This is a genomic window from Neobacillus muris (assembly GCF_943193175.1).
GTDB lineage: Bacteria > Bacillota > Bacilli > Bacillales > Cytobacillaceae > Neobacillus > Neobacillus muris.
The window spans coordinates 91,279-115,118 of the sequence record NZ_CALPDF010000007.1 but is presented as its reverse complement, the minus strand read 5'-3'; the positions used below and the strand labels follow the sequence as shown (position 1 = coordinate 115,118).

The window sequence follows — 23,840 nt, the reverse complement described above, 5'->3', positions numbered from 1 at the left end:
AGAGGGGGACTGGCCCCCTATGTTAAGTTTTTGTTTTCCTATTTGCTTATTTGGCAGAGTAGTTTATCATATTTGTAATAGTAAATTATTTGAAATGTTGGAATTGTGTATGGGGGAGTGGTTTGACATGATGGGTGGAGTGATTGCAGCCGGCATTGTGCTGATGGGGCTTGGGGCCGGGATTCGTGCGTTTGTTAGAAGGAATCGGTCTAAATTATCAAAGGAAAATATCCCTGACAGGCTGGGTGTGCTTGAGGATGTGCCAGTCCAGCCTTTGCTCGATCAATTAGATGCTGCGCTGGATGAGGATTACATTCTACAAGTCAAACAAAGGTATCTGAAGGAAAATCCCAGACAGAGTGAGGATGACTTTGAATGGCGGCTGTTTGAGTTAAAACGGTATTTTTTGCTGGCCCATTTGCTAAAGAAAGCTCCTATGTTTAGCGATGAAGTAGATGAAGTTTGGCATAGCATGCTGCTGTTTACTCAGAAATATCAAACCTTCTCGGAGCGGTTCTTAGGAAAAATGCTGCACCATACCCCTAACACCAATCCAATGCCGGAACCTCAGGAACGCGCCTTTTTTGACTGGGTATTTTCCCAGCTGTTTCAAATAACCCAATTTACTTGGAAAACATGGGGCAGTTTTTATAAAAACCCCGTGGATATCAAGCTTTTACAGGAATTTAAAGAAGGCAATGAAGAAAATTTACTAGAAAAATATTTTCATGTGACCCCAGATAACAAGGATGTAATTGAATATTTATTGTTTCAAATGAAATATCAATTAGGTGAAGCAGAGAAAATGTATGCTGTAGATAAAAAAGGGAGCTTTACAAGACCGAGAAATTTTGGTGATGCGGCTTCCTTGTCAGCAGTAATGCTTTTTTATTCCTATTTTTATTTTGATGATTACTGGACCCATGCAAAAGCCTATGCCTTTGCCAATGCTGCTAGATACACGAGCGGGTGCTCGACCGCCGTTTTTTGCGGTTACGCATCAGCGGATACTGACCACTCAGGGGATTCCGGAGGGTGGGGCGGAGGTGGCCATGACGGAGGAGGTTCAAGCTGCTCCAGCTGCTCAAGCTGTTCGAGCTGCGGCAGCGGCTGCTCATCATAAATCCAAATGAACAGCAATGAAAAAACCAATTCACAAAAGAGTGGTGGGTGAGAATATGTATATTCCCAAGCATTTTAAAGTCGAGGATGAAGACAAAATCTATATCATTCCTTGGCAGATATGGTAAATAAATATGAAAAGCCAGATAGCTCCTATCAGCTCGCCAGCCTTGATGCTGAATATTTCGAAGGGATGAGCAGAGGGATTGTTGGTTTTAAAATAAAAATCGATCAAATCGAAGCAAAAGCAAAACTAAGCCAAAATCAGCCTATCAAACGGCAGCAATTGATTATCGATAAGCTTGAAAATTCTTCGGACTGCCATCAAACTCAAATAGCCGAGCAAATGAGGGGAAACCTTAAACAATAGGATAGGCAAAAGCAGCCGTTAAACCTTAATAAATGGATCACTTTAGAGGTGCATAACCTTGTTTTGGTAAAGTAAATGCCAGAGCGTTATGCAGCAAAAAATCATAGAAAAGAGTGCCTTTTTAAATAGAAAATGCACTCTTTTTTATCTAAGCTGTTTTTTCTCAAAATTTGCTTGGTTTGGGATAAGTGATTGAGGACAATTTTACGGATTTCCAAGCGAGTTTTGTCGTCATGAAGCAGTCAACAGCAGCGATTAAGAACCGTGTTGCCGATTTCAAAGGAGGATTTGTCTTCAAAAGCGATGATGATGGAAGACACTTTTACTGATTTCAGATGTGCTTTCCTGCCTACAATTTTTTGAATGAATATTCCTTAATTGGCACCTATTTTGGAAATAGAAATGGGTATTTAATTTGACACCAAATTGTCGTTGGGCAATAAGTATTGTCACTTGTTATTTTACTTATTTATAATCGTGTCAGTTTTTCTTTACCCCTCTAAAAGCCACTAATACATAACAAAAATGGCATGCCTCCATTCGCATGCCATTTTGTGTGTCAATCTGCCTCCGTGCATCCCTTAACGGAAACCTTTCAAACCTTAGCGACTGCTTTTATCTCTTATTTGATCCTGATATAAATCAATATACAAGTTGCCTTTTGACCCTAATACAGCATAAGCGACATCTGAAACGCGGAGGCTGCGATTTTGCAGCTCACGGTTGAGCCATTCCTCGTTCAATCCATGCTTGGTTAAACTCTCAAACTGGATTTTTCCATCTAGGATTAATTCTGCCGGATATCTGAATTGTTCGGCGTTGATGGACAAATCCTTTTTAGTGAGGGACTGATAATCCGGTTTTTTCAAAACGGACAAAGTTTCATTTGTTTCTAAGATAGCTAATTCCACTTCATCTATGTAAAAAATATCTTTCCCTCTTAAAGCCTGCTGCAATTCCTCTAAAGAATAGCCTATTTTTCGCATGGACGCTTCCAAAATTTTTCCTTTTTCAATGAGAATGACAGGTTTACCTGTAATCCATTTTCTTAACCGATGACTTTTGAACGCCGCATAATTCAGGATATAAATAATCAAACCCATTATCATATAGGAAAGAATAAAGTACTGGAATTTGATTCGGGTATTGAAAGCTAGATTTCCAGCGATGGTTCCCATAGTCATGGTTGCAATAAATAGGTGATAGGATTTATGGGCAAGTGTTTGTTTTCCAAGTAAATGAAAAAATCCCCATAACAACACAAAAGCTGTAATCGTTCGATAAATAATTTCTTGATATCCTGACATTCCCTTTTCTCCCTTGAAGCATTCGAAATAAAATCTTTACACATAAAATGGAAAAGACAGCTGGAGATTCCATAGTCTATTTTTTACTGAAAATCGTATGCCTATGTACGAAGGGAGTGACCATGGGAAAATAAAAAAAGAGCAGGTGCGCTCTTTTGAATGGATGAAGCATCATAGAATGTTAAACGCCTAGAAAATTGACCGATTGGCGGAGACCCTCTAAAGCAAACCCACTCAAAAACCGATAGGCGAATAGGGCAATAAGTGGAGAAAAGTCGATTGGGCCGAGAGGAGGAATAAACCGCCTAAAGATGCCTAAATAAGGTTCCACGAGTTTAGAAATCCACATCCCAATCTTGGTCGAATGAAAAGAAGGGAACCAAGAACCCAAAATCGATATAATAATAAGCCAATAATAAGCATCCAAAATAAACTGACCAACCAGTAAAATGCTATATCCCAAATTCAATCTCCTCACATTCCAAATTTATCATACTAAACAAGCATCTACCCTATATACGTACAATCCCAAAAAAGGTTTCATTCTGCTGCCAGTTAGGGGGCCTGTCCCCTGGCGAGGTAAAGCGTTAATAAAGTGGGGGACAGGCCCCCGACGCAGTAAAGCGTTAATAAAGCGGGGGACTGTCCCCAGTCCTTAGATGATGGCTTTGATGGTGGTGAGTTTGTTTGAGCATTGGCATTTGGTGCTGTGTTTGAGTGTTTTGATTTGGGTGCCGCATTTTGGGCAGATTTTTTTGGTGGTGGTCATGGTTTGGTCTCCTTATTGGGTAACTTGGTGGATGGCTGTTTCTTGTTTATAGGTTTTTAACACGAGGTTAGCAAGTGTTTCAATAAACAGCGAGTCCACGTGTTTTCACCTCGATGAATCGTTTTGACAAGTCTTACATAAACCATAAACTTCCATTATATGGGAGCTGATTTGGAATTTAGTCAGGTTCGCTGCAATTTGCTCTACTTCTTTTAAATTTGGAAAGGCAAAATCCACAATATCCCCGCATGACTGACAGATGACATGGTAATGATTAGATTGATAGAATTCATACCGGCTGATCCCATTGCCATAGGGCAGTTCATTTAAAATGCCTAATTTGACAAAAAGCTTCACATTATTATAAAGCGTACCGATACTGATACCAGGCATCATCTTCGATAAATCTTCTACTGTCGGATGGCCGGCATCCAATATGTTTTGTAAAATTTGTATCCGCTGCGGAGTAATCCGCAGCCCCTGCTCTTTTAAAAAAGGGATCAGTTCTAATGCCTTGTTAATGGTTAACATCCCCTTACCTTGGAGATTAAAGAATAGGGGAGGACGACCAAGTCATCCTCCTGAAAATTCATAGATGAGAATAGAATCTTATTTGCAAGACTACTAAACTTCTTGTGGAACCGATAAACCAAGGCCTTCAGCCACTCGAGTGCCGTATTCTGGGTCTGCTTTGTAGAAATGCTGGATTTGGCGGAGCTTGATTTCGTCTTTTGCAACAGGCTTCATCGCAGCAACGATCGTATTGACTAAACGAGTGCGCTCCTCTTCAGACATTAAGCGGTATAAGTCTCCAGCTTGAGTGTAGTGGTCATCCGAATCATAGGCCACTTGCGCAGCTTGTCCCGTCACGGCAAATGCGGTTTGCTTGTGCTCTGCCGCTTCCTTAGGGCCGCCAAAGCTGTTTGGCTCATAGTAAACCGAACCGCCGCCATTGCCGTCAAAACGCATTTGGCCGTCGCGCTGATAGTTTTGTACGTCTGCTCTTGGACGGTTGATTGGCAATTGATTATGGTTGACGCCAACGCGATAACGGTGTGCATCGGCATATGCAAATAAGCGTCCTTGAAGCATTTTATCCGGTGAAGCTTCAATTCCAGGCACAAAATTGCCAGGAGAGAAGGTAGCTTGTTCCACTTCAGCAAAATAGTTTTCCGGATTGCGGTCTAAGACCATTCGGCCTACTTCCACTAATGGATAATCTTTGTGGGACCAAACTTTAGTCACATCGAATGGATCAAAACGGTACGTATCTGCTTCTTCCAATGGCATGATTTGCACATAAAGTGTCCATGCAGGGAAATCGCCTTTTTCGATGGCATTAAACAAATCCTCGGTATGATAATCAGGATTTTCACCGGCCAGCTTTTCGGCGACATCCGCCGTCATGTTCTTCACGCCTTGCTCGGAAATAAAGTGATATTTCACCCATACCGCTTCCCCTTCAGCGTTTACCCATTTGAAGGTATGGCTGCCATAACCGTTCATATGGCGAAGGGTCGCTGGAATCCCGCGGTCGCCCATCAAATAGGTAACCTGGTGCAGGGATTCAGGGGATAAGGACCAGAAATCCCATACCGCTGTTGGATTTTTCAAGTGAGTCCGAGGATCTCTTTTTTGCGTATGAATGAAATCAGGGAATTTGATCGCATCACGGATGAAGAAAATCGGTGTGTTGTTTCCGACCAAATCATAGTTGCCTTCTTCTGTGTAAAACTTTACGGCAAATCCGCGCGGGTCACGGACGGTATCTGCTGAACCAAGTTCGCCGGCAACGGTTGAGAAACGGATAAACATAGGAGTCCGTTTGCCAACACCGTTGAAAACCTTAGCTTTTGTATATTTAGACATATCGTTTGTTACTTCAAAATAGCCATGTGCTCCGGCGCCTTTCGCGTGAACAACACGTTCAGGAACACGTTCCCGGTTGAAATGGGCCAATTTTTCAAGCAAGTGGACGTCTTGGATTAATGTTGGGCCGCGATGTCCGGCAGTCATTGAGTTTTGGTTATCACCGACAGGTGCACCCCAGCTGGTTGTTAGATTCTTAGAATTACTCATGAAAAAATCACCTCTTGAAAAATTTATATTTATTTAAGTAAATGATAACATTTATCACTCAAAAATCAATACTTTTTTATAATTATTATAATTTAGTAAAAAATACTTAAATGGATTTATCTTTATAAAATCGGTTACATCGATTGTATATTGGGATTTATCTAAAGCTATTTCCTCTGAAAATAGTAAAGTTTTTTCATTATCATTCTAAAATTATTGATTATATGATTGAAAACATTCCTATATAGAAGGAGAATTTTGTAGTAAATGAGAATCTGTTCGGAAGAATCACTGACTAGTTATACATAAAGAAGGTTGATAGTGGTAAACTATTGGAAAAAACAGGAGGCTCCCATCCGGGCAAAAGAATGTTGATTTCGTTTCATAAAGAAGCCAATCAAAGAACCATATTGTATGCATGCATGATATAATATAATTAAGTCACAGAGATTTTCTTATTCGGAAAGGGGCCAATCCATATGAATCAAGAATTAATCAAACCAGCAGAACTCACGATTAAGGATAAAAAGAAAGTAGTAAAAGGGACTATCACACGCCTGGCGGTTTACGCAAGAAGTAAAGTCGTGGAGGTTCTTACAGGAGAAAAAGCGTGTTATTATCTGGTCTATTATAAAAACCACATGGTATACGGCGCCCAGCTGGAGCAGGCTCCATCCGGAACGTTTATCAGCAAAGCTTTTCAAGAAGGCATTTCCATCGTCTCTCCCCATCCGCTCTTATCGGCCGGAATTCCTCATTTATCTGTTGCCATACCGAATAAAAATAAAGTATTCTCCCAGATCCAAACCGATTTCACGTTACAGGAATCCGCTTATATCGCTGCAACCCTTGATGCATTTTTTGAAAAAGATCAGCTAGCTGCCTTTATTGACAAAATCTTTTATCACTATAGAAGAAGCGGGAAATTTTTCAAATCGTTTCAAATCGTACAGCTGCTCAATACGTTTGCCCCTGAAATAAAATCCATGAAGCACCTGATCAATTCCCAGGAATTTATCCCTTACCATCACTTTTATCAATCCTCCAATCTGCCGGCTATCATGAGCAAAGATCCTCTATTTGCAGAACTATCTGCCTTTAAAAATCGCACCCAGCCAGACAGCTGGACATTTCTAGCCAACCTTGCAGCCGAACATGATGGCTGGACGGTTTTATGGCTGTGGCTGGAAAAATCAGAACAACTTCCGGATTCCGCTGCGATGGAGAAATATACCGAAATCGCTTTGCAGTTAGTAACAAAAGAAGAATGGCTGCTCATTTTATCCATGGCTGGTATCAATCCTTTTCGGGTATTGGCAGATTCCAAAGCAATCATAGAAAAAATGGTTCAAAAGGGGAATGCCGAATGGGCAGCCTTGTATTTATTTGACCATATGGAAGAACTGCCGGATACCTACATGCCGATCCTCCAGACGATTTGGGAAAAAGCTGAAACGAATTTTATCATCTCGCACCTCGACCGCTTTATCGGGCTATTAAGCCTTCTTCCACAAAGTGAGACATTTCAAGAATTTGAACAAAAGGCCTTCCAGCTTGCCGTCACATTGCTTAATCAATATGAACTCGATACAGTTTGCGATAAGCTTTCCGTATTCAGAAAAATCTATCCCGATTCCAAGGTATTGAGAAAAATGAACATGATGCAGGGGTTGTTAGAGGATCCGGACCGAATGATGGAGCTGGGGGATTGCTTTGCTGAATTCCGGCAATTCGACAAGGCGATCGACTGTTTCTTTTGGGAGATGGAACTGGATCCGAAAAACCCTTCTCCTGTCCAAAAAATCAGCAAAATGTATCAATATAAAGGAATGGCCAAAGAGGCAGCGGCCTATCAAAAAGTGTTTGCGCAATTAAAAAGCAATCAGGCAGCTGGTTAACCATCAATAAAAGGAGACTAATGGAAGGCATCCTAACTGCCAATGATTAGTCTCCTTTTCGTTTTTTTACAGAGCTTCTTTGATGACTTTTTTATAATATTGAATCGAAAGAATCCCAAAGATAGAGTAGAGGGCAGCATAGATGACCATGACAACCATCATCGGTGTCCAGAGTTCAGTGCCAAACAGGAACCAGCCCGATTGGACGGCAAAATAACTATGGGATAAACCAATTACCAAAGGGATCCCGAAACTAAACAGCTGTTTGCCGCGAATGCCTCTTATTAAGTCACTCTGCGTAAACCCAAGCTTCCGTAAAATGGTGTAGCTTGATTTTTCTTCTTCGCTCTCACCCATTTGCTTGAAGTAAAGAATACAGCCGGAAGTGATCAGGAAGGTCAGTCCTAAAAAGCCGACAATAAACATAATCAAGCCCATATTTCCTTTCTGCTCATTGCTCATTTGCAGGCGGGAATCGCTCATGCCTGTTTTATCCAAATCCATCTCTTGAAATAGCTGATCTGCCTTTTCCAAATCAGCGTCTTCTTTCAGCTGAATTCCAGTAAAAATGGAGGATTCTCGTTGAATCGAGGGATCCAGGCCGGTTTTTAAACGTTCAAAGACGCTGTCATCCACAATGGCAGCCGGAATGCCGCCATCGGTAAAATACCCTGAAACAATGAATTCTTTTTTTAGACCCAAAAATGTTTGGGGAATGTCTTCCGTTTTCTCGTTGAATTCGATCCGGCCGGAGTCCTTTAGCGCCATATATTTCTGCAGCAAATCGTTATAGCCGGTAAAGACGGTCTCCTCTGGAGAGACATCGACTCCTGGTACATCCTGTTCACTCACGACAGGGAGCGGCATACTGCTTGGGTTTGTGGTGAACCCTTCTGCCTCTGTGTCCATTATATCTGTGAGATTGGCCTCTACTTGAATCACATCGATTTTTCTCTCTTCATAGTTCAGATGATGGGCATCCAATTGCTGCTTGAATTTATCTGCATCCTTCGGCTGGGCGAAGGAGAAATCGGCCGCCACATAATTGGCTGCCTGCTTTTCAGCAGAGTAATAGGAAATATAGCTCAAGGATAATAGGCCAATGGCAAGCGCAGAGACGGTTGTGATAATCGTGAGCAGCAGCGCGTTGGACTTCATCCGAAACATAATCGATGACAGGGATAATACCTCGTTAATTGTTAAATAGCCGTCCTTTTTCTTGCGGATCAGATGGAAAATAAAACTGACAGACCCTTTATAAAAAAGATAGGTGCCAATAATGACCGATCCTAAGATCGCAATCATCGCCAAAAATAATTCCTGCATTGTCACAAAGTCGCCGCTAAACAGCTTGGAAGATAAATAATAGCCTAAGCCGACCAACAGGATGCCGGCCAGACCGATGATGATTTCCCAGATAGACAGCTTTTTAATTTTTTCTTCCGCTGAGGAAACGACTCTAAACAATCCTAAAATCGTTTGTTTTTTGATGAAAATATAATTGACCAGCATGATCAGCAAGTAAATAGCGCCAAATACGATCAGGGTTTGGATCAGCGCCTGATAGGAAAAATGCAGCCTGGCCATCGCATCCACTTTTATGATTTTAAATAAAATCATGATAATAAATCGTGAAACAGAAAACCCCAAGAAAATGCCGATCAATAATGAACCAAAGTAAAGCATAAAATTCTCGGCGCTTAAAATTCGGAAAATCCGGCTTTTGGTCATCCCGATTAACTGGAATAAGCCAATTTCCTTACTCCGGCGTTTAATGAAAATATTATTGGCATACAGCAGGAAAATCGAGACAATGCCGACCAGGACAACCGAGGCCGCCTTAATGGCAGCCGCCCCTTTTATCGAACCTTTCACTTCCTTTATCGATGGATCATACTGCAGGGTGACAAAGGCGAAATACAGGGCGACACTAAAAATGAGCGCAAACACATACAGATAATAATTCTTTAAGTTCTTTTTGAAACTGCGGAGGATCAGCTGACTAATGCTCATTTTGCACCCCGCCTAATACCCCTTGGGTTTTCATAATGTCCTTAAAAAAGGCCTGGCGTGATTGTTCGCCTTTATTTAATTGGGTGTATATTTGCCCGTCCTTGATAAAAATGACCCTGCTGCTGTAACTGGCGGCGGCTGGGTCATGTGTGACCATGACGATGGTAGCCTGCCGTTTTTGATTTAATTGGCTAAGCTTGTTTAATAGATCGGAGGCGGATTTGGAATCGAGTGCCCCGGTTGGCTCATCGGCAAAAATAATGCCCGGCTGGTGAATAAACGCTCGTGCTGCTGAAGTCCGCTGTTTTTGCCCGCCCGAGATTTCATTTGGATATTTGCCGGCGATTTCGGCAATGCCGAGCTCCGCCGCTACCTCTTGGAACCGGTCATCAGCCTCTTTTTTCGATACTTTCTTGATCGATAAAGGGAGGAGGATATTCTCTTTAACGGTCAAAGTATCCAGTAAGTTATATTCTTGGAAAATAAACCCTAGATGGTGCTTGCGAAAATCGGCCAGCTGCTTTTCTTTCATCCGGGTAATTTCTTTTCCTTCAATTTGAATGGTTCCGCTGCTGACTTGATCAATGGAGGATAGGACATTTAATAAGGTCGTTTTTCCTGAACCGGAAGGCCCCATAATGCTGACAAATTCCCCTTGTTCAATCGAGAGGTCCAGCCCATTTAATACTTCCTGCTTGTTGAGCTTGCTCCCATAGCTTTTATATATTTGATTCGCTTGTAAGATTTGCATCGTTACACACACTCCTTTACTCGATAGTTTTATTATAAAAAGCGATCGGGATTCCTTCCTTCGATTGGGCGAACAAAACAAGAAAAGCATGTGACATTTTTGTCACACGCCTGTGATATGGACGAACTCATTTCTTTTAGGGAAGGTTAAAGTAAAGGTCGTTCCTTCTTGCCATTGCGAGGATACTGCGATTTGGATTCGTAATGGTTCCGCTGCTTTTTGAGCCAGAAATAACCCCATCCCGGTCGCGGCGCTGTCTTGATGATGGGATGTCGAAGTGAAGCCCTTGTCAAAAATGCGGGGAAGATCCTTTGGGGCAATGCCGCGGCCGCAGTCTGTCACATCCAAGCAAGTATGGCCGTCCTTCTGATAGCTTTTGATTACGATGTCCGCTTCCTCGCTATACTTGACGGCATTCGTTAACAGCTGTCTGATGATGAAGCCGAACCATTTGGCATCTGTCAGTACTTCTTCCACATGTAAGTCTGTTTCAAAACCGATTCCCTTTTGCATGCACCAGGATTGCAGCGTTTTGATTTCTTGAAAAATAAGCGGCTTTAACGGTGTTTGTTCTATGTATAAATCGTTTTCCATAAAAGGAATCCGTTTTTGATGCAGCTGCTGGTCCAACAGCAGGTGAATCCGCAGCCACTCATAGAGCAAACGGGATTTTACTTGTTCGTCCTCCAAGCGGTCGATGATCAAACTCATGGCCGTTAACGGTGTTTTTACTTCATGGATCCAAGACAGGAGCTCATCTTTTTCGTGTTCTAACGAGGAAAAATGCTTCGCCGCTTCCTGTTTTAAATATTCGGTTTGTGTCACAAGGGTATCTTCCGCTATTTTTTCAAATGGCGACTCAGCCGGTGCAAGAGTGGTGAGATCTAAGTCTTTATCCCAGTCTTTTAAACTCCTGTAATACCTAGTTTCTTTTTGGTAACGAAAAAGGAAAAAGAGGATGAAAATAATCACCGATAAAAAAACAATATAGAGAATGGGCCAAAGCGGGATGGCGGCATCTAAAAAGGAAAGGAGGACCATTAGCAGCTCTAAGCCTGCCACCAGCAGAATCCAGCTTAGCCGTTCTTTCAAAAATTCCTTCATCATATGAAAGGAACCTCTTCAACTGCTATATAGCCCTGCCCGACTTTCGTCTCAATCAGGTGTCCCAGGCCGATCTCATCGAGCTTTTTTCGCAGCCGATTGACATTGACCGTTAAGGTGTTATCACTGACAAACCGTTCGTCATCCCATAAACGTTTCATTAAGGCTTCTCTGGTAACGATTTTATTTTTTTTCTCAATTAGCTGGCGTAAGATGAACATTTCATTTTTTGTCAAATCGATTGAACCAGCCTCATTTGATACGGTGTTTTTCTGATAATCAATTGTTGCCCCGTTCCAGGTTTTCAGCTCGATTTGCTCGGTGCTGTAGTTGTAGGCCCGGCGGAGAATCGCCTGAATTTTGGCAATCAAGACGTCAAAATGAAACGGCTTTTGGACAAAATCATCGGCTCCAAGCTGCAACGACATGACCATATCGGAAGGATGGTCACGCGAGGACAAAAATAAGATGGGAACATTGGAATGGGTGCGGATCATCCGGCACCAATGAAAGCCGTCGAATTTGGGAAGCTGGATGTCAATGATGACTAAATCAGGCTTCACCCTGGTGAATTCCTGCATCACTTGGCTGAAATCGGCAATGCCATATATTTCATAGGACCAGCTCATCAGCCGTTCTTTTATTTCTTGGAACAGGGTTGCGTCGTCTTCGATCAATAATAATTTTAGCAAACGGACCACCACACTATTTATCATACTTACTCAGATAGTATAGCAAAAAAATCCAAGGGACCAGATATCGTTTTTTTTGTTTATTTTTCCAATACTATCTTGCAATGCAAGATAGTAAAGTTTATCATGGAGATATATCTTGCAATACAAGGTATTGAAAGGAGCCTGTTTCATGGCTGATACAACACAAATGTTAAAAGGGATATTAGATGGCTGTCTGTTAGCGATTATTCATGAAGGGGAAATTTACGGGTATGAGTTAGCGGCTAAGCTAGAGTCATATGGGTTTCAAGCGTTTAGTGAGGGGACGATTTATCCTCTGCTGCTAAGAATGCAAAGAGAAAATTTAGTCACTGCAACATTGCGAAAATCCACAGCAGGGCCAAAACGAAAATATTATACCCTAACTGAAAAAGGACAGCAGGAGCTGGACGAGTTCATTCAGCGGTGGGAGCAATTAAGTGCATCGGTCAATAACGTATTAAATCAAGGGGGAAATAGAAAATGACGCTATCCAAAAAATCCGAGCAATTTTTGATTGAGCTTCGGATGTATTTGATGTCCAGAGGAAAAAATGACCAGGAGATTAATGAGATTACGGAGGAGCTGGAGGATCATTTGCTGCAGGCAGAAGCAGCGGGAAAGGATACAAGCCATATTATTGGCAAAAGTCCGAAAGACTATATGAAGAGTATTGGTGATTCGATGAAGACGGATTTTCGCCAAATGGCTGGTCTCATCCCGATGACGATTCTCTTATTGGCCGCCTATTTCAGCTTTGGACCGGCAATTGAAGGGAACTTTCTCTTGTCCTCGATCATTCTATGGATAGCGATTGGAGGCGGAGTCATCGGAATGATCGCTTACGGGATCCTGTTGTTCAAGGTCATCCCTAAATTTTTTCATTCTAAATGGGGTTACGTTATCACCATTATGACTAGTTTCCTCGTAACGGGATTGGGTGTTGTTCTATTGCTTTGGTCTAAAGGCCAAGAGGCAGAGGCTGTATTTGTGGCCAGTCCATTGGAGAATAACTTGATTGTGGCTGTCTGTATCCTCATTTTTATTGGTTCGGCAGTCTATAGCAAATCATGGATTTCCATCGTGATCCCGATTTTTTTGGCAATCGGTCCGCTTGCTGAACGTTTTTTGCCTCAGGAAATAAATGAGAATCCCGTATATATGGCATGGGCTTCTGTTGGGGTATTAACCATTTCAGGACTTGCCAGCTATTTTCTTTGGAAACGATATAAGAGCCAATAATGCTCCTGTTTAGCGTTTAACCTGATTGTAAGTCTCGTCATGCTTCTGAAATGATTGTTAAAAAAGCGGGAAAAATAAAAGACTGTCAACCTCTTTTTCTACTATAAAATATGGAAGTATTTCCAAATGCTATTAAAAAGACAGAATAGCAAGAAAATGCTGCAAAGGACGAGCAAACAGAGAATTTGAATGACATTTACATGTTGAGTGGTATCATTTTGTTAAATCCTTCCTGAAATATGACAAAAATCGCGTGTTATGATGAACGGGCAAAGCAACCGAATGAATGGATCAGGGAGGATGTAAGTTATGATGAAGAAAAAAGCAATTTTAACAGTAGCGGCAGCGGCAGCTGTCATCTTGGCGAATCCGTTGGCAGCACCAGCCTTTGCCGCAACAACAGATACACACACGGCACAGCAGCACGTATCTGTTTATAAGGCTTCTAATTTTTCCGAGATTAATAAAATGCTAGCCGGCTTTTATGCGAAGTTTGGGATCAATGCGACAAAGCAAACGGCAAGCCAGCCAGAGCCTGCAGCACCAGCACCAGCGCAGCAAACCCAAACACAGCAGCCGTCGCAAACAGTCCAGCAGCCAAGCCAAGCTCAACAGCAGCAGCCAGTTGCTGAGCAGCAGCTATCTGGAACAGAAACGTCCGCTGCTTTAAGTGCTTATGAGCAAAAAGTTGTTGACCTTACCAATCAAGAGCGGGCCAAAAATGGACTTCCAGCGCTGAAGGCCGATCCTGCACTCAGCAAAATGGCACATGAGAAATCACGAGATATGTCTGCCAACAACTATTTCAGCCATACGAGCCCAACCTATGGATCACCGTTTGATATGATGAAACAATATGGCATTTCTTACAGCTATGCTGGCGAGAATATTGCCATGGGGCAAAAAACACCGGAAGAAGTGGTAACTGCCTGGATGAATAGTGAAGGCCACCGCAAGAACATTCTGAGCCCGGACTTTACCTATATTGGCGTGGGCTATGTAGCGGAAGGAAATTACTGGACTCAGGAATTCATTGGCAAATAATAAAAGAGATAATGATGAAAACGCTGAAGCTCAGATAGGCTTCAGCGTTTTTTCATGAATTTAGCCACTGTCAATAATCGTTTTTCCTTTACTTTCAAAACCATTTTGTATAAAAATAGGTTAGTGCTGGTTTAAAATGATTCATTTCTTTTTTTAAAGGCAATGATAGTAATTAATCAATTAGCTTTATTTGAGGAGGTGTACGGCCATAGGGATTGTAGTAGTGGAAATTTGTGATTCCAACTTGATGAGCCTGTTGGATTTAGAAGCGATTTTGGAGGCGGAGTATCCGGAAGTCGCTGTCCTTCGCAATGAATGTATGTCGTTTTGCGGGATGTGTGCCAAGCGGCCGTACGCCATTGTGAATGGCAAACGGATCTTTGCCAAAACTCAGGAAGAATGCTTAACCCTCATAAGAGAAAAAATTGAAGAGGAATTATCGATTTATCGTTCATGATAAAAATCTATTTGATAGGCGGAGGATAAAAGAATGGGGATTGTTTCCTCCTTTGTGAACAGCTTGATGCTGCCAAGCAAAAAGGCGGTTTTAAAGATTAATAAATTGAAGGTCAGCACGTCTGTGTTCTATTTTGCTTTGCTGATTTTATTGATTACCCTGCCGGATTTAATCAGGCTGATCCTGTCTTATGATACTCAATTTAGTGATTTGCCGCGCAGTGTGTTTATATTTCAGATTGTTGTTTTTTATCCGTTTCAAAGTATTTTTATCGGCATATTAGGAATAACAGTGGCAGCGGCTGCCGGCTTATTGATGAATAAATGGATGCAAAGAAGAATAAAATATGCGCTGCTTTGGAAGATGTCTCTCCATGCTTCGACGACCCCGTTGATTCTCTACGCGCTCGTCAGGAATCTTTATTCCATTAATCTAGTGATATCGATCGTGTTAATGCTTTTTGTTTTGTATATTCTGTATAAAATGATCGCCGTGTATCCAAAGCCTAAGAAAAAATAAACCAGGCTGACCCTGTAAATGGGCCAGCCTGGTTTATTTTAGGCTTCTACTAAAAAACGGCAATGGTCTTCATTATCGGTTTTGCAGGAGACCCGTTTGACCTTTTCGGTGCCTAATACCTGTTTGAACATATTGGTTTCACAGCTGCAGGCATGTTTAAATTCTGATGCAACTGTAAAGATAGGACAATTGTATTCTATTAATTCGAACTGATTATTTCCAAGTTTTTTCAGTTCGGCCATATAGCCTTTATGGACCTGGATATTTTTCAGCTGTTCCACTTTTTCTTCCAAACTCTTATTCTGCATTTTGGGCAAGTACTCGTTTTTTTGCCGCTCACTTCTTTTTTCTAAAAGATACTCAATCACGTTATCGCCATGAAGATCTTTTAAATCGCGCATAAACTCAAGCGTCATCGTTTCATAATTCTTCGGAAACAAATCGTCCGCCTTTGGCGACAAGGAATAAACCTGTATAGGCCGTCCCATCGGCTGTCTCATCTCCGTAATCATAAGAAAAGAATCCCGCTCCAATATATTTAAATGCTTCCTGACCGCCATTTCAGTAATCCCCAACAACCTGGCCAGCTCACCTACCGTTAAGCTCGTCTCTTTCTTTAACAACTCCAGAATCCTATCCTTCGTAGAAAACCTTGCAGCCAATATCATTCACCTGCCTAACTGGGGGCCAGTCCCCCGCTGGATTAATGCTGTACTGCGATGGGGGACTGGCCCCCGCCGAATTAACGCTTCACTGCAATGGGGGACTGTCCCCATTTCGAAACCAAAAGGTATAAAAACACTTTTATTTTATCATATCTGTCAATTCGATTGTTTGACAAAAGTGGTATTTAAATATAAATTGACCGAGAAGATGTTTTTAGGATGTATACAACGGATTGGTGTGACTAAATCTAATGAACAAACTGTTATGTTTTGTCATTTTGGGTATTTAATGGAGGCGTATTTGCATGGAGATTGTGATTAGTGAACAGGCGATAAAATGGTTTAAAGAAGAAGTGGGTTTACAGAGTGGAGATAAAATTAGGTTTTATGTGAAAATTTATGGTTCCAGTCCTGTGCAGGATGGGTATACACTTGCCTTTACTAAAGAGGATCCCCTCGATATTGCGGTAAGCACAGAGGCAGAGGGAATCTTATTCTTTATTGAAGAAGCGGACCTATGGTTCTTTGATGGGCATAATTTGCATGTGAATTATCATGAACAAGAAGATGAACTAGAGTATAATTATATCAAGGCTTAATTCCAAAAGATTAGAGTGGCGATTCGTCCTAGAGGGAGAGGGAGTAAATGGAGAAAATCAAGCATATCTCAGTTGAATTCAAGGATTGGATTATGAAAACCTTAAAAAGCGGCGCAGCCCCTGAAGCCATTGCTGCAGCTATGATCAAAAAGGGATTTGATGAAACGTTTGCTTATCAGACACTTTTGCGTATTGTCGGAAACCAATCGGTAAAGACGGCTGACCGCAGCCCATCTCCTTTTGTTTATGAAGTCCCTGAAATCGGCCAAAAGGGGAATGTGATTACGACCAGCGACAGAGACATTCATGTGCTCTCCCGAGTGGACCAGCCGTTTATTCTTCATTTAGACAATCTATTAAGCTATGAAGAAAGCGATGAACTCATTCATCTTTCCAAGGACAGACTGGAGCCCTCTCAAATCATCGATTCAGAAACCGGTGAAAAAAAGGCTGCTCCAGGCAGAACAAGCAAAGGAATGTATTTTACTTTAGGTGAAAATTGGCTCGTTACTACTATTGAAAGAAGAATAGCGGAATTAACCAATTATCCAATAGAAAATGGGGAAGGCCTTCAGGTGTTGAACTACAAAATTGGAGAAGAGTATAAGCCGCATTTTGATTATTTCCCTCCAAACAGAGTGAAGCCAGAACAAGGTGGCCAGCGTGTTGGAACGCTGTTAATCTATTTAAATGATGTACCAGCAGGCGGCGAAACCGTTTTTCCAAAAGCAGGTGTCACCATTGTTCCGAAAAAAGGAACCGCGGTCTATTTTCATTATGGAAACAGTAAGGGCCAAGTGGACCGGATGTCCCTGCACACGAGTATTCCGGTTTCCCAAGGTGAAAAATGGGTGGCAACAAAATGGATCAGACAAGGAAAGATCTATTAACTCATGCTTGATGGAAAAAAGAGGTTCGATATCCAAAGCATTTAACAAGATAGTTTTTCTCATTGATGATATAATTAACTTTGGTTTTTATACTTAAATGTTTAATAAATAGAAAAAAACGTGTATGAATATCGAGAACAAAGGGAAAGGTGTGTAAAAGCGTGGAAAACAAGGTAACCCTTTTTAAAGAAGTAATGGGCAACTATCCAACCGGTGTTACAGTTGTCACAACGGTGGATGAGAATAATCAGCCGCTTGGCCTTACCGTAAATTCTTTTGCATCCGTTTCAATTGATCCACTGCTGATTTTATGGTCTATCGATAAACGGGTTGGAACGTATGAGACGTTTTGTAAGACTGAAAAATTTGCAGTGAATATTTTGGCAGGAGATCAAAGCGATGTATGTTCCCTGTTTGCAACAAAAGGGGCAGACCGATTCAGCAAGTGCGAATGGAAGCTGTCGGAAAACAATCTGCCGATCATTTCTGGGGCTGCCGGAGTTTTCCAATGCAAGACATTTAAAACAATCGAAGCCGGTGACCATATGATCTTAATTGGTGAGGTAACGGATATTCAAAGTGCCAATACGGACCCGCTTTTATATCACCGCCGGAAATTCGGAAAAATCCCGGAACAGTTTTACTTGTAAAAAATAAAAATATCATTTGTAAGAGAAAAGTGGTTAAGAAAACCAAGCCTAATTGGTATATCTTGCAAATATAACAGATAGGTGGAAAACAAGATGACAGAAACAAAACCATATCGAGTATTACTGTATTACATGTATACTCCGATTGAAAATCCAGAAGAATTCGCAGCAGAGCATCTTAAATTTTGTAAAGAGCTTGAATTAAAAGGCCGGATTCTTGTGGCTGCCGAAGGGATTAACGGAACGGTATCCGGAACCGTCGAACAAACGGATGAGTATATGAAAACCATGCATGCAGATCCTCGCTTTGCTAACATGGTATTTAAAGTGGATGAAGCGGACAGCCATGCCTTTAAAAAGATGCATGTCCGCCCTCGTTCGGAGCTTGTCACTCTCCGCTTGGAAGACGATATTAATCCAAACGAACTGACGGGTAAACACTTGAGCCCTAAAGAGTTCTATGAAGCGATGCAGGATCCAAATGCAGTTGTCATTGATGCCAGAAATGATTATGAGTACGATTTAGGTCATTTCAGAGGAGCAGTCCGCCCGGATATCAAGGCATTTCGTGAGCTTCCACAATGGATTCGGGAAAACAAAGACCAATTCGAAGGGAAAAAAGTTCTGACCTATTGTACCGGAGGCATTCGCTGTGAGAAGTTTTCTGGCTGGCTTGTAAAAGAGGGCTTCGAGGACGTAGGACAGCTGCACGGCGGGATTGTCACCTATGGTAAAGACCCTGAGGTGCAAGGACAGCTATGGGACGGCCAATGCTATGTATTTGACGGACGGATTAGCGTTCCTGTCAATCAAAAGGAACATGTCATTGTCGGGAAGGATTATTTCACGGGTGAACCATGTGAACGGTATGTAAACTGTGCAAACCCTGAATGTAATAAGCAAATTCTCTGTTCTGAGGAAAATGAACATAAATATCTGCGGGGCTGCACCCATGAGTGCCGGGTGGATCCGCGAAACCTTTATGTAAAAGAACATGGATTGACCGAGGAACAGGTAGCCGAGAGACTGCATGCCATTGACGAAGAATATCCAGTTAAGCAAAGCTGATCAAGAGGATTGGCTGCTGAAAACCGTATAGATAGATTGGAATGGAATGGGCCGTCTTTTACGGCTCATTTTTTATACCTGAAGAATATATCTTATTTCTAAACTAATTAGTTGAAAAAGTTAATTATCCTATTCTATAATAAAAAAGTAATAAACCACTATTTATTTGGAGGAATGGAAAATGGCAAAATACGAACTTCCAGCATTACCATATGCTGCAAATGCACTTGAGCCTCATATCGATGAGCAAACTATGAATATTCACCATGATCGTCACCATGCTACATATGTAAACAACTTAAATGCAGCTCTTGAAGGTCATGATGATCTTTCAAGCAAATCTGTTGAAGAATTAATCTCTAACCTTGATGCTGTTCCTGAAAATATCCGCACAGCTGTACGCAACAATGGCGGCGGACATGCTAACCACAGCCTATTCTGGAACCTGCTTTCTGCTAACGGCGGCGGCGCACCAACTGGCGCTATTGCTGATGCTATCAACGAAGCTTTCGGAAGCTTTGAGCAGTTTAAAGATGAATTTACAAAAGCTGCTACAGGCCGCTTCGGTTCTGGCTGGGCATGGCTTGTTGTAGATGGCGGCAAATTGGCTGTTACCAGCACACCTAACCAAGACAGCCCATTAATGGAAGGCAAAAAGCCAGTTCTTGGCCTTGATGTTTGGGAGCACGCTTACTATCTAAAATATCAAAACAAACGCCCAGATTACATTGGAGCATTCTTCAATGTCATCAACTGGGATGAAGTGAACAAACTATACGCTGCAGCAAAATAATTAGTGCTGTAATGAGAGAACACTTTCTAAGACATAGTCTGGAAAGTGTTCTTTTTTTTGGGATCTTAGGAAGGAATCTAGTTGAAAAAAGTCGAATAGGTTGAGGTCATTCATTTTCAGCATTCGAATTAGCTTAGGGGGGAGAAAGCAATTGGCTATCTTACTAACAAAAATTTTTGCCGGTTTTCCGAAGACCGTTGGTGAAAAAGACGCCGAAAATCCAATGGATCGGGAGTGGACGAGTGCGATTTTTAAAGAACCAGTCCATGGGCCTGTATGGGTGGGAGAGTCTGGTCTTTCTAGGGATGGGCAAGCAGACCAGAAAAACCATGGCGGTCCGGAGAAAGCCGTGTTCGGCTATTCGGTGGACAACTATACCGATTGGCAGAACGAATTAGGCAATTCTGGCCTTACATCCGGCGCGATGGGAGAAAATTTTGCTTTGGCGAATATAGCGGAAGACCAGATTTGTATTGGCGATACCTACCAAATTGGCGAAGCTATGGTTCAAGTATCTCAGCCAAGGCAGCCCTGCTGGAAGCCTGCCCGGCGTTTTAAAATCAAAAATTTGGCTTTGTCCATTCAAAATACAGGCAGGACCGGCTGGTATTTTCGGGTCGTAAAAGAGGGCATGGTTGAAGAAGGCCAGGTCTTTAAGCTCCTCCACCGTCCCTATCCGCAATGGACCATTGAAAGTTGCAATCAAATCATCCATGCGCAGGCGCCAAATTTTGCGGAAATGAAAGAGCTGGCTCTTTGTGAGCTTTTGGCCCCAATTCTAAGGGACAAATTAACCGTCCGAGTTGAAAAGCAGGAAGCACCCAACATTCAAAAGCGCGTGTTTGGACCTAATGGGGCATAAAAAAAACGGCATTGCGCACTTAAAATAGCGGTTTTAACCAAACAATGTGTTATATCCATAAAAAGTACATAGATATCCGTACAAAATTGAATATATCCGCAAAATTGAGTTTTATCCGGAAATCTTTTAGCTTAGCAATGGGACTTTGATATAATGAGGAAAAAACAAGGAGTGTCATTGTTGAAAGCCTTTTTAATATTTGTCTTGGCTGGATTAGCTGAAATTGGCGGCGGCTATCTAATTTGGCTGTCTTTACGGGAAGGAAAACCCGTTTATTTAGGGATAATCGGCGGCATCACGCTGGCTTTATATGGTGTTATTGCCACCTTTCAAGCCTTCCCTTCGTTTGGCAGGGTATATGCGGCATATGGGGGCGTGTTTATTATTTTGTCCGTACTATGGGGCTGGCTGGTGGATAAGAAGGCACCCGATCTTTATGACTGGCTGGGAGCCGCCATTTGCTTAATTGGTGCCTCTGTTATTCTTTGGGCACCGCGCCATTGAGACAGGGAAAATGGGTCCAGCTTTATGGGGTCATTTTCCCTTCTTTCTGCCATCTTATGGTTGGTGATCAAAAAAACCTAGAGCATACCTGACTGCTTGTTGAATGTCCTGCGTTTCATAGGCCGTTAAATCTTCGAATGAGATATGTAACCTAACCCCCTGTAAATCATATCCGCTATCAAGATCAATATCCAACAAAACATCATAGCCTTCTTCGCTCACACTGGTATCAACAATCGTAAATGTACGGATCGCTGTTCCTGTTTGATAATCAGTCAGATCATAAAATTCTGCCATCCCAATCCCCCTAAGCAGCGTATTTGTGGCCACCCATAGTTTAACCGTCTATGAATATCTCAATAATGGTATAATTATCCTTAAAATAAAGGGCCGGGAGCTGTATCAATGCGAGAATTCAAATATACAAAAATAATGGCGATTGTCCTGTGCATTTTGACTATAATCTCTGTAATGGGCGTCGGGCTTCTTTTCTGGCTGGGCTCATCCTTAGGAAAGGCGCTTTCGGGTGAGGCGGGGACATCCACGGTTGACCCCCTGATACTTTTTGCCATAGCTGGTTTACTTGGAATGGCCGTGTTGACTGGATTGGGTGCAAGAGGCTTAAAACGGACAGCATGGAGGAACTTTTACCTTGGATTCACACTGCTAGTCGGGATCGGATTTCTTTTTCTTTTCATTCTTTCCCTTGGTGCACTTAGCAGACCCATAGAGTTTTTGATTCTTTGCATGTGCATGGGTTATTTTCTTTTAGGGTATTTAACGAAAAAGAAACTATAGGTAAAATGGCAGACAAATAGTCCGAAATGACAAAATAAACAAAAAATGTAAATACTTCTTGAATCTTCTAATTATATAAAGTAATATAGAACTACATTTTATATCGGAAGGGTGACAAAAAGGCCAATGATCTACTAATCCTATTTAAGAAGCAATTCGTATAACACGAAATTTTTTCTGGATAGGATTGGTATGGGCTTTTTGAGATAGAAGGATTCCAGTGTGTGAAATACGCTTCCTTTCTGTGCCCAATTTCCTCCTATCCAGATTTATGGATAAGGAGGATTTTTTTATGGAAAAAACGCAAGCGGATATTTCTATCGGCGCATTATTCCGGAATCGGGTCATTCAAACGATTTTGCTTTCCACTTTTTTTCTGCAAATTGGTATTTGGGTAAGAAATTACTCGATTTTATTATTTGTGGTGGAACAAACGAATGAAAATCCAGTGGCCGTATCGCTGATTTCGGTGGCTGAATTTGCTCCGATCTTTTTATTTTCATTTATTGGAGGGACCTTTGCAGACCGCTGGAAGCCGAAACGAACGATGATATGGTGTGATTTTCTCAGCGCTATTTCTATTTTTGTTGTGCTGCTGGCGCTTGTGTTTGGCAGCTGGAAGGCCGTTTTCTTTGCCACACTGGTTTCTTCGATTCTTTCGCAATTCTCCCAGCCTTCGGGAATGAAGCTGTTCAAGCTGCATGTAAAGGAAGAATTGATTCAAATGGGAATGTCCATTTATCAAACGACGTTTGCATTATTTGTGATCCTTGGCCCTGTTATTGGGACATTTGTTTACCAGCAATACGGAATTGATGTTGCCATCGCGATTATGGGCATCGCCTTTTTACTGTCAGCCGGGATCTTATTCCTGCTTCCGCCTGACATGGAGCAGGAGGAAAAGCCAGAAACAACCACGGTTTTACAGGAAATGAAGGATGGATTTCGCTATGTTTGGAACAGCCGGGCATTGACCTTGCTGGGGTGGTGCTTTGCAGGCTCCGGATTAGCATTGGGGCTTACGCAGCCGCTGACTGTTTTTCTCGTCACGGAGCAGCTGGGACTGCCGAAGGAACAATTGCAATGGCTGATGATGGCCTTTGGGGCCGGAATGATTTTGGGTGGAGGAATGACCGTCGGATTGGCGAAAAAAATACTGCCGCAAATCCTGCTCGCCATGGGAATGACCGTAAATGCCTTAAGTTTTATGGTAATGGGATTTTCTGAATCGTTCTGGCTGACAATGACTGTCCAATTTATTTGCGGCATCTTTATGCCATGCATTCATATCGGCATAAATACGATGATCTTAAAGAACACGGAAGCGGAATTCATTGGCCGTGTGAACGGAATTCTAAATCCCGTTTTTATGGGGACGATGGTTGTCACCATGACCATAAGCGGCTGGTTAAAGCAGACATTTTCGCTAGTGGCCATTTATGAGACATCAGCCATCTTATTTATTGTCGGTGTCATGTTCCTAGTCCCGCTATTTAAAGGAGGGGCACCCGTAATAGAAAAGAGTAAAGAGGTATAGCGTATTAGTTGGAGGGGGAACTGGCGGAGCCTGTTCCCTTTTCTCCTGGATATTTTGTTAAAATGAACTTGTAATGAATACGAGAC

General features: G+C 42.0%; 28 protein-coding genes. 18 read left to right on the top strand and 10 right to left on the bottom strand.

Annotated features, from left to right (window positions below):
• Positions 1-127: 127 nt before the first annotated feature.
• A complete protein-coding gene (locus NFS43_RS07660) occupies positions 128-1,123 on the top strand; it encodes a glycine-rich domain-containing protein (RefSeq protein ID WP_251551047.1) in 996 nt (331 codons plus the stop codon).
• A 120-nt stretch (positions 1,124-1,243) separates the two neighbouring features.
• Positions 1,244-1,492, top strand: a complete 249-nt coding sequence (locus NFS43_RS07655) for a hypothetical protein (RefSeq protein ID WP_251551046.1) — start codon at positions 1,244-1,246, stop codon at positions 1,490-1,492.
• 602 nt (positions 1,493-2,094) lie between these two features.
• Here NFS43_RS07655 and NFS43_RS07650 read toward each other — a convergent pair.
• Both NFS43_RS07650 and NFS43_RS07645 read right to left on the bottom strand, forming a co-directional pair.
• The gene (locus NFS43_RS07650) at positions 2,095-2,799 is read right to left on the bottom strand and encodes a DUF421 domain-containing protein (protein WP_251551045.1); all 705 of its coding nucleotides are present in this window, start codon (positions 2,797-2,799) and stop codon (positions 2,095-2,097) included.
• Positions 2,800-2,980: 181 nt separating this feature from the next.
• Entirely contained in the window at positions 2,981-3,262 is a 282-nt protein-coding gene (locus NFS43_RS07645) for a YggT family protein (protein WP_251551043.1), read from the bottom strand.
• 196 nt (positions 3,263-3,458) lie between these two features.
• Here NFS43_RS07645 and NFS43_RS07640 point away from each other — a divergent pair, with 196 nt between their 5' ends.
• Positions 3,459-3,620, top strand: a complete 162-nt coding sequence (locus tag NFS43_RS07640; protein WP_251551041.1) for a hypothetical protein — start codon at positions 3,459-3,461, stop codon at positions 3,618-3,620.
• Positions 3,621-3,673: 53 nt separating this feature from the next.
• Here NFS43_RS07640 and NFS43_RS07635 read toward each other — a convergent pair whose 3' ends face one another.
• Together NFS43_RS07635 and katA are read right to left on the bottom strand one after the other, a co-directional pair.
• Positions 3,674-4,099 (bottom strand): Fur family transcriptional regulator, encoded by a 426-nt coding sequence (locus NFS43_RS07635; protein WP_251551040.1) that lies wholly within the window; start codon positions 4,097-4,099, stop codon positions 3,674-3,676.
• A 93-nt stretch (positions 4,100-4,192) separates the two neighbouring features.
• A complete protein-coding gene (katA, locus tag NFS43_RS07630) occupies positions 4,193-5,647 on the bottom strand; it encodes a catalase KatA (RefSeq protein WP_251551039.1) in 1,455 nt (484 codons plus the stop codon).
• A 479-nt stretch (positions 5,648-6,126) separates the two neighbouring features.
• On the opposite strand from katA, the gene NFS43_RS07625 reads away from it, so the two are divergent.
• Entirely contained in the window at positions 6,127-7,545 is a 1,419-nt protein-coding gene (locus NFS43_RS07625; RefSeq protein WP_251551038.1) for a hypothetical protein, read from the top strand.
• Between the two features lie 66 nt (positions 7,546-7,611).
• Here the strand turns inward: NFS43_RS07625 and NFS43_RS07620 are convergent, their stop codons facing one another.
• The 4 genes from NFS43_RS07620 to NFS43_RS07605 form a co-directional block, all read right to left on the bottom strand.
• Positions 7,612-9,558 carry an ABC transporter permease gene (locus NFS43_RS07620; RefSeq protein ID WP_251551037.1) on the bottom strand — a complete coding sequence of 649 codons (1,947 nt, stop codon included), beginning with the start codon at positions 9,556-9,558 and terminating at the stop codon, positions 7,612-7,614.
• Positions 9,548-10,309 carry an ABC transporter ATP-binding protein gene (locus tag NFS43_RS07615; protein WP_251551036.1) on the bottom strand — a complete coding sequence of 254 codons (762 nt, stop codon included), beginning with the start codon at positions 10,307-10,309 and terminating at the stop codon, positions 9,548-9,550. The genes NFS43_RS07620 and NFS43_RS07615 overlap by 11 nt, the downstream gene beginning before the upstream one ends.
• 102 nt (positions 10,310-10,411) lie before the next feature.
• Positions 10,412-11,416 (bottom strand): sensor histidine kinase, encoded by a 1,005-nt coding sequence (locus tag NFS43_RS07610; protein WP_251551035.1) that lies wholly within the window; start codon positions 11,414-11,416, stop codon positions 10,412-10,414.
• On the bottom strand, positions 11,413-12,105 hold the full coding sequence (locus tag NFS43_RS07605) for a response regulator transcription factor (protein ID WP_251551034.1): 693 nt from the start codon (positions 12,103-12,105) through the stop codon (positions 11,413-11,415). The genes NFS43_RS07610 and NFS43_RS07605 overlap by 4 nt, the downstream gene beginning before the upstream one ends.
• A 172-nt stretch (positions 12,106-12,277) precedes the next feature.
• Here NFS43_RS07605 and NFS43_RS07600 point away from each other — a divergent pair, with 172 nt between their 5' ends.
• From NFS43_RS07600 to NFS43_RS07580, 5 genes are all read left to right on the top strand, one after another.
• Positions 12,278-12,613: a PadR family transcriptional regulator gene (locus NFS43_RS07600; RefSeq protein WP_251551033.1), complete on the top strand. Its 336-nt coding sequence runs from the start codon at positions 12,278-12,280 to the stop codon at positions 12,611-12,613.
• On the top strand, positions 12,610-13,368 hold the full coding sequence (locus tag NFS43_RS07595; RefSeq protein ID WP_251551031.1) for a hypothetical protein: 759 nt from the start codon (positions 12,610-12,612) through the stop codon (positions 13,366-13,368). Before NFS43_RS07600 ends, NFS43_RS07595 begins: the two co-directional genes overlap by 4 nt.
• Before the next feature lie 312 nt (positions 13,369-13,680).
• Complete coding sequence (locus NFS43_RS07590; protein WP_251551114.1) at positions 13,681-14,412, top strand: CAP domain-containing protein; 732 nt, start codon at positions 13,681-13,683, stop codon at positions 14,410-14,412.
• A gap of 208 nt (positions 14,413-14,620) precedes the next feature.
• A complete protein-coding gene (locus tag NFS43_RS07585) occupies positions 14,621-14,869 on the top strand; it encodes a YuzB family protein (RefSeq protein WP_251551113.1) in 249 nt (82 codons plus the stop codon).
• A gap of 33 nt (positions 14,870-14,902) precedes the next feature.
• Entirely contained in the window at positions 14,903-15,388 is a 486-nt protein-coding gene (locus tag NFS43_RS07580; protein ID WP_251551029.1) for a DUF1189 family protein, read from the top strand.
• A gap of 38 nt (positions 15,389-15,426) precedes the next feature.
• Here NFS43_RS07580 and NFS43_RS07575 read toward each other — a convergent pair whose 3' ends face one another.
• On the bottom strand, positions 15,427-16,050 hold the full coding sequence (locus NFS43_RS07575; RefSeq protein ID WP_251551028.1) for a helix-turn-helix transcriptional regulator: 624 nt from the start codon (positions 16,048-16,050) through the stop codon (positions 15,427-15,429).
• Between the two features lie 308 nt (positions 16,051-16,358).
• Between NFS43_RS07575 and NFS43_RS07570 the strand changes: the two genes are divergently transcribed.
• The 7 genes from NFS43_RS07570 (at position 16,359) to NFS43_RS07540 (ending at position 21,419) form a co-directional block, all read left to right on the top strand.
• A complete protein-coding gene (locus NFS43_RS07570) occupies positions 16,359-16,652 on the top strand; it encodes a HesB/YadR/YfhF family protein (RefSeq protein WP_251551027.1) in 294 nt (97 codons plus the stop codon).
• A gap of 47 nt (positions 16,653-16,699) precedes the next feature.
• Positions 16,700-17,542 carry a 2OG-Fe(II) oxygenase gene (locus NFS43_RS07565; RefSeq protein WP_251551026.1) on the top strand — a complete coding sequence of 281 codons (843 nt, stop codon included), beginning with the start codon at positions 16,700-16,702 and terminating at the stop codon, positions 17,540-17,542.
• A 194-nt stretch (positions 17,543-17,736) separates the two neighbouring features.
• Entirely contained in the window at positions 17,737-18,192 is a 456-nt protein-coding gene (locus NFS43_RS07560) for a flavin reductase family protein (protein WP_251551112.1), read from the top strand.
• A 93-nt stretch (positions 18,193-18,285) separates the two neighbouring features.
• Complete coding sequence (gene trhO, locus NFS43_RS07555; protein ID WP_251551025.1) at positions 18,286-19,260, top strand: oxygen-dependent tRNA uridine(34) hydroxylase TrhO; 975 nt, start codon at positions 18,286-18,288, stop codon at positions 19,258-19,260.
• A gap of 181 nt (positions 19,261-19,441) precedes the next feature.
• Positions 19,442-20,053: a superoxide dismutase gene (locus NFS43_RS07550; protein ID WP_251551024.1), complete on the top strand. Its 612-nt coding sequence runs from the start codon at positions 19,442-19,444 to the stop codon at positions 20,051-20,053.
• Between the two features lie 151 nt (positions 20,054-20,204).
• Positions 20,205-20,915: an MOSC domain-containing protein gene (locus tag NFS43_RS07545; protein WP_251551023.1), complete on the top strand. Its 711-nt coding sequence runs from the start codon at positions 20,205-20,207 to the stop codon at positions 20,913-20,915.
• A 153-nt stretch (positions 20,916-21,068) separates the two neighbouring features.
• On the top strand, positions 21,069-21,419 hold the full coding sequence (locus NFS43_RS07540) for a YnfA family protein (RefSeq protein ID WP_420910302.1): 351 nt from the start codon (positions 21,069-21,071) through the stop codon (positions 21,417-21,419).
• Positions 21,420-21,473: 54 nt separating this feature from the next.
• Here the strand turns inward: NFS43_RS07540 and NFS43_RS07535 are convergent, their stop codons facing one another.
• Positions 21,474-21,716 (bottom strand): hypothetical protein, encoded by a 243-nt coding sequence (locus tag NFS43_RS07535; RefSeq protein ID WP_251551022.1) that lies wholly within the window; start codon positions 21,714-21,716, stop codon positions 21,474-21,476.
• A 108-nt stretch (positions 21,717-21,824) separates the two neighbouring features.
• Between NFS43_RS07535 and NFS43_RS07530 the strand changes: the two genes are divergently transcribed.
• Complete coding sequence (locus NFS43_RS07530) at positions 21,825-22,217, top strand: hypothetical protein (RefSeq protein ID WP_251551020.1); 393 nt, start codon at positions 21,825-21,827, stop codon at positions 22,215-22,217.
• 292 nt (positions 22,218-22,509) lie between these two features.
• Positions 22,510-23,754: an MFS transporter gene (locus tag NFS43_RS07525; protein ID WP_251551018.1), complete on the top strand. Its 1,245-nt coding sequence runs from the start codon at positions 22,510-22,512 to the stop codon at positions 23,752-23,754.
• The last annotated feature ends 86 nt before the right edge of the window (positions 23,755-23,840 follow it).

What these genes read in the sequence shown, in the direction of transcription:
- NFS43_RS07580 (WP_251551029.1), top strand. Translation starts at nt 14,903, where the DNA reads ATGGGGATTGTTTCCTCCTTTGTGAACAGCTTGATGCTGCCAAGCAAA.
- NFS43_RS07620 (WP_251551037.1), bottom strand. Translation starts at nt 9,558, where the DNA reads ATGAGCATTAGTCAGCTGATCCTCCGCAGTTTCAAAAAGAACTTAAAG.
- NFS43_RS07540 (WP_420910302.1), top strand. Translation starts at nt 21,069, where the DNA reads ATGAGGAAAAAACAAGGAGTGTCATTGTTGAAAGCCTTTTTAATATTT.
- NFS43_RS07565 (WP_251551026.1), top strand. Translation starts at nt 16,700, where the DNA reads ATGGAGAAAATCAAGCATATCTCAGTTGAATTCAAGGATTGGATTATG.
- katA (WP_251551039.1), bottom strand. Translation starts at nt 5,647, where the DNA reads ATGAGTAATTCTAAGAATCTAACAACCAGCTGGGGTGCACCTGTCGGT.
- NFS43_RS07530 (WP_251551020.1), top strand. Translation starts at nt 21,825, where the DNA reads ATGCGAGAATTCAAATATACAAAAATAATGGCGATTGTCCTGTGCATT.
- NFS43_RS07535 (WP_251551022.1), bottom strand. Translation starts at nt 21,716, where the DNA reads ATGGCAGAATTTTATGATCTGACTGATTATCAAACAGGAACAGCGATC.
- NFS43_RS07655 (WP_251551046.1), top strand. Translation starts at nt 1,244, where the DNA reads ATGGTAAATAAATATGAAAAGCCAGATAGCTCCTATCAGCTCGCCAGC.
- NFS43_RS07550 (WP_251551024.1), top strand. Translation starts at nt 19,442, where the DNA reads ATGGCAAAATACGAACTTCCAGCATTACCATATGCTGCAAATGCACTT.
- NFS43_RS07595 (WP_251551031.1), top strand. Translation starts at nt 12,610, where the DNA reads ATGACGCTATCCAAAAAATCCGAGCAATTTTTGATTGAGCTTCGGATG.
- NFS43_RS07640 (WP_251551041.1), top strand. Translation starts at nt 3,459, where the DNA reads ATGATGGCTTTGATGGTGGTGAGTTTGTTTGAGCATTGGCATTTGGTG.
- NFS43_RS07625 (WP_251551038.1), top strand. Translation starts at nt 6,127, where the DNA reads ATGAATCAAGAATTAATCAAACCAGCAGAACTCACGATTAAGGATAAA.
- NFS43_RS07570 (WP_251551027.1), top strand. Translation starts at nt 16,359, where the DNA reads ATGGAGATTGTGATTAGTGAACAGGCGATAAAATGGTTTAAAGAAGAA.
- NFS43_RS07590 (WP_251551114.1), top strand. Translation starts at nt 13,681, where the DNA reads ATGAAGAAAAAAGCAATTTTAACAGTAGCGGCAGCGGCAGCTGTCATC.
- NFS43_RS07615 (WP_251551036.1), bottom strand. Translation starts at nt 10,309, where the DNA reads ATGCAAATCTTACAAGCGAATCAAATATATAAAAGCTATGGGAGCAAG.
- NFS43_RS07525 (WP_251551018.1), top strand. Translation starts at nt 22,510, where the DNA reads ATGGAAAAAACGCAAGCGGATATTTCTATCGGCGCATTATTCCGGAAT.
- NFS43_RS07610 (WP_251551035.1), bottom strand. Translation starts at nt 11,416, where the DNA reads ATGATGAAGGAATTTTTGAAAGAACGGCTAAGCTGGATTCTGCTGGTG.
- trhO (WP_251551025.1), top strand. Translation starts at nt 18,286, where the DNA reads ATGACAGAAACAAAACCATATCGAGTATTACTGTATTACATGTATACT.
- NFS43_RS07560 (WP_251551112.1), top strand. Translation starts at nt 17,737, where the DNA reads ATGGGCAACTATCCAACCGGTGTTACAGTTGTCACAACGGTGGATGAG.
- NFS43_RS07660 (WP_251551047.1), top strand. Translation starts at nt 128, where the DNA reads ATGATGGGTGGAGTGATTGCAGCCGGCATTGTGCTGATGGGGCTTGGG.
- NFS43_RS07635 (WP_251551040.1), bottom strand. Translation starts at nt 4,099, where the DNA reads ATGTTAACCATTAACAAGGCATTAGAACTGATCCCTTTTTTAAAAGAG.
- NFS43_RS07600 (WP_251551033.1), top strand. Translation starts at nt 12,278, where the DNA reads ATGGCTGATACAACACAAATGTTAAAAGGGATATTAGATGGCTGTCTG.
- NFS43_RS07650 (WP_251551045.1), bottom strand. Translation starts at nt 2,799, where the DNA reads ATGTCAGGATATCAAGAAATTATTTATCGAACGATTACAGCTTTTGTG.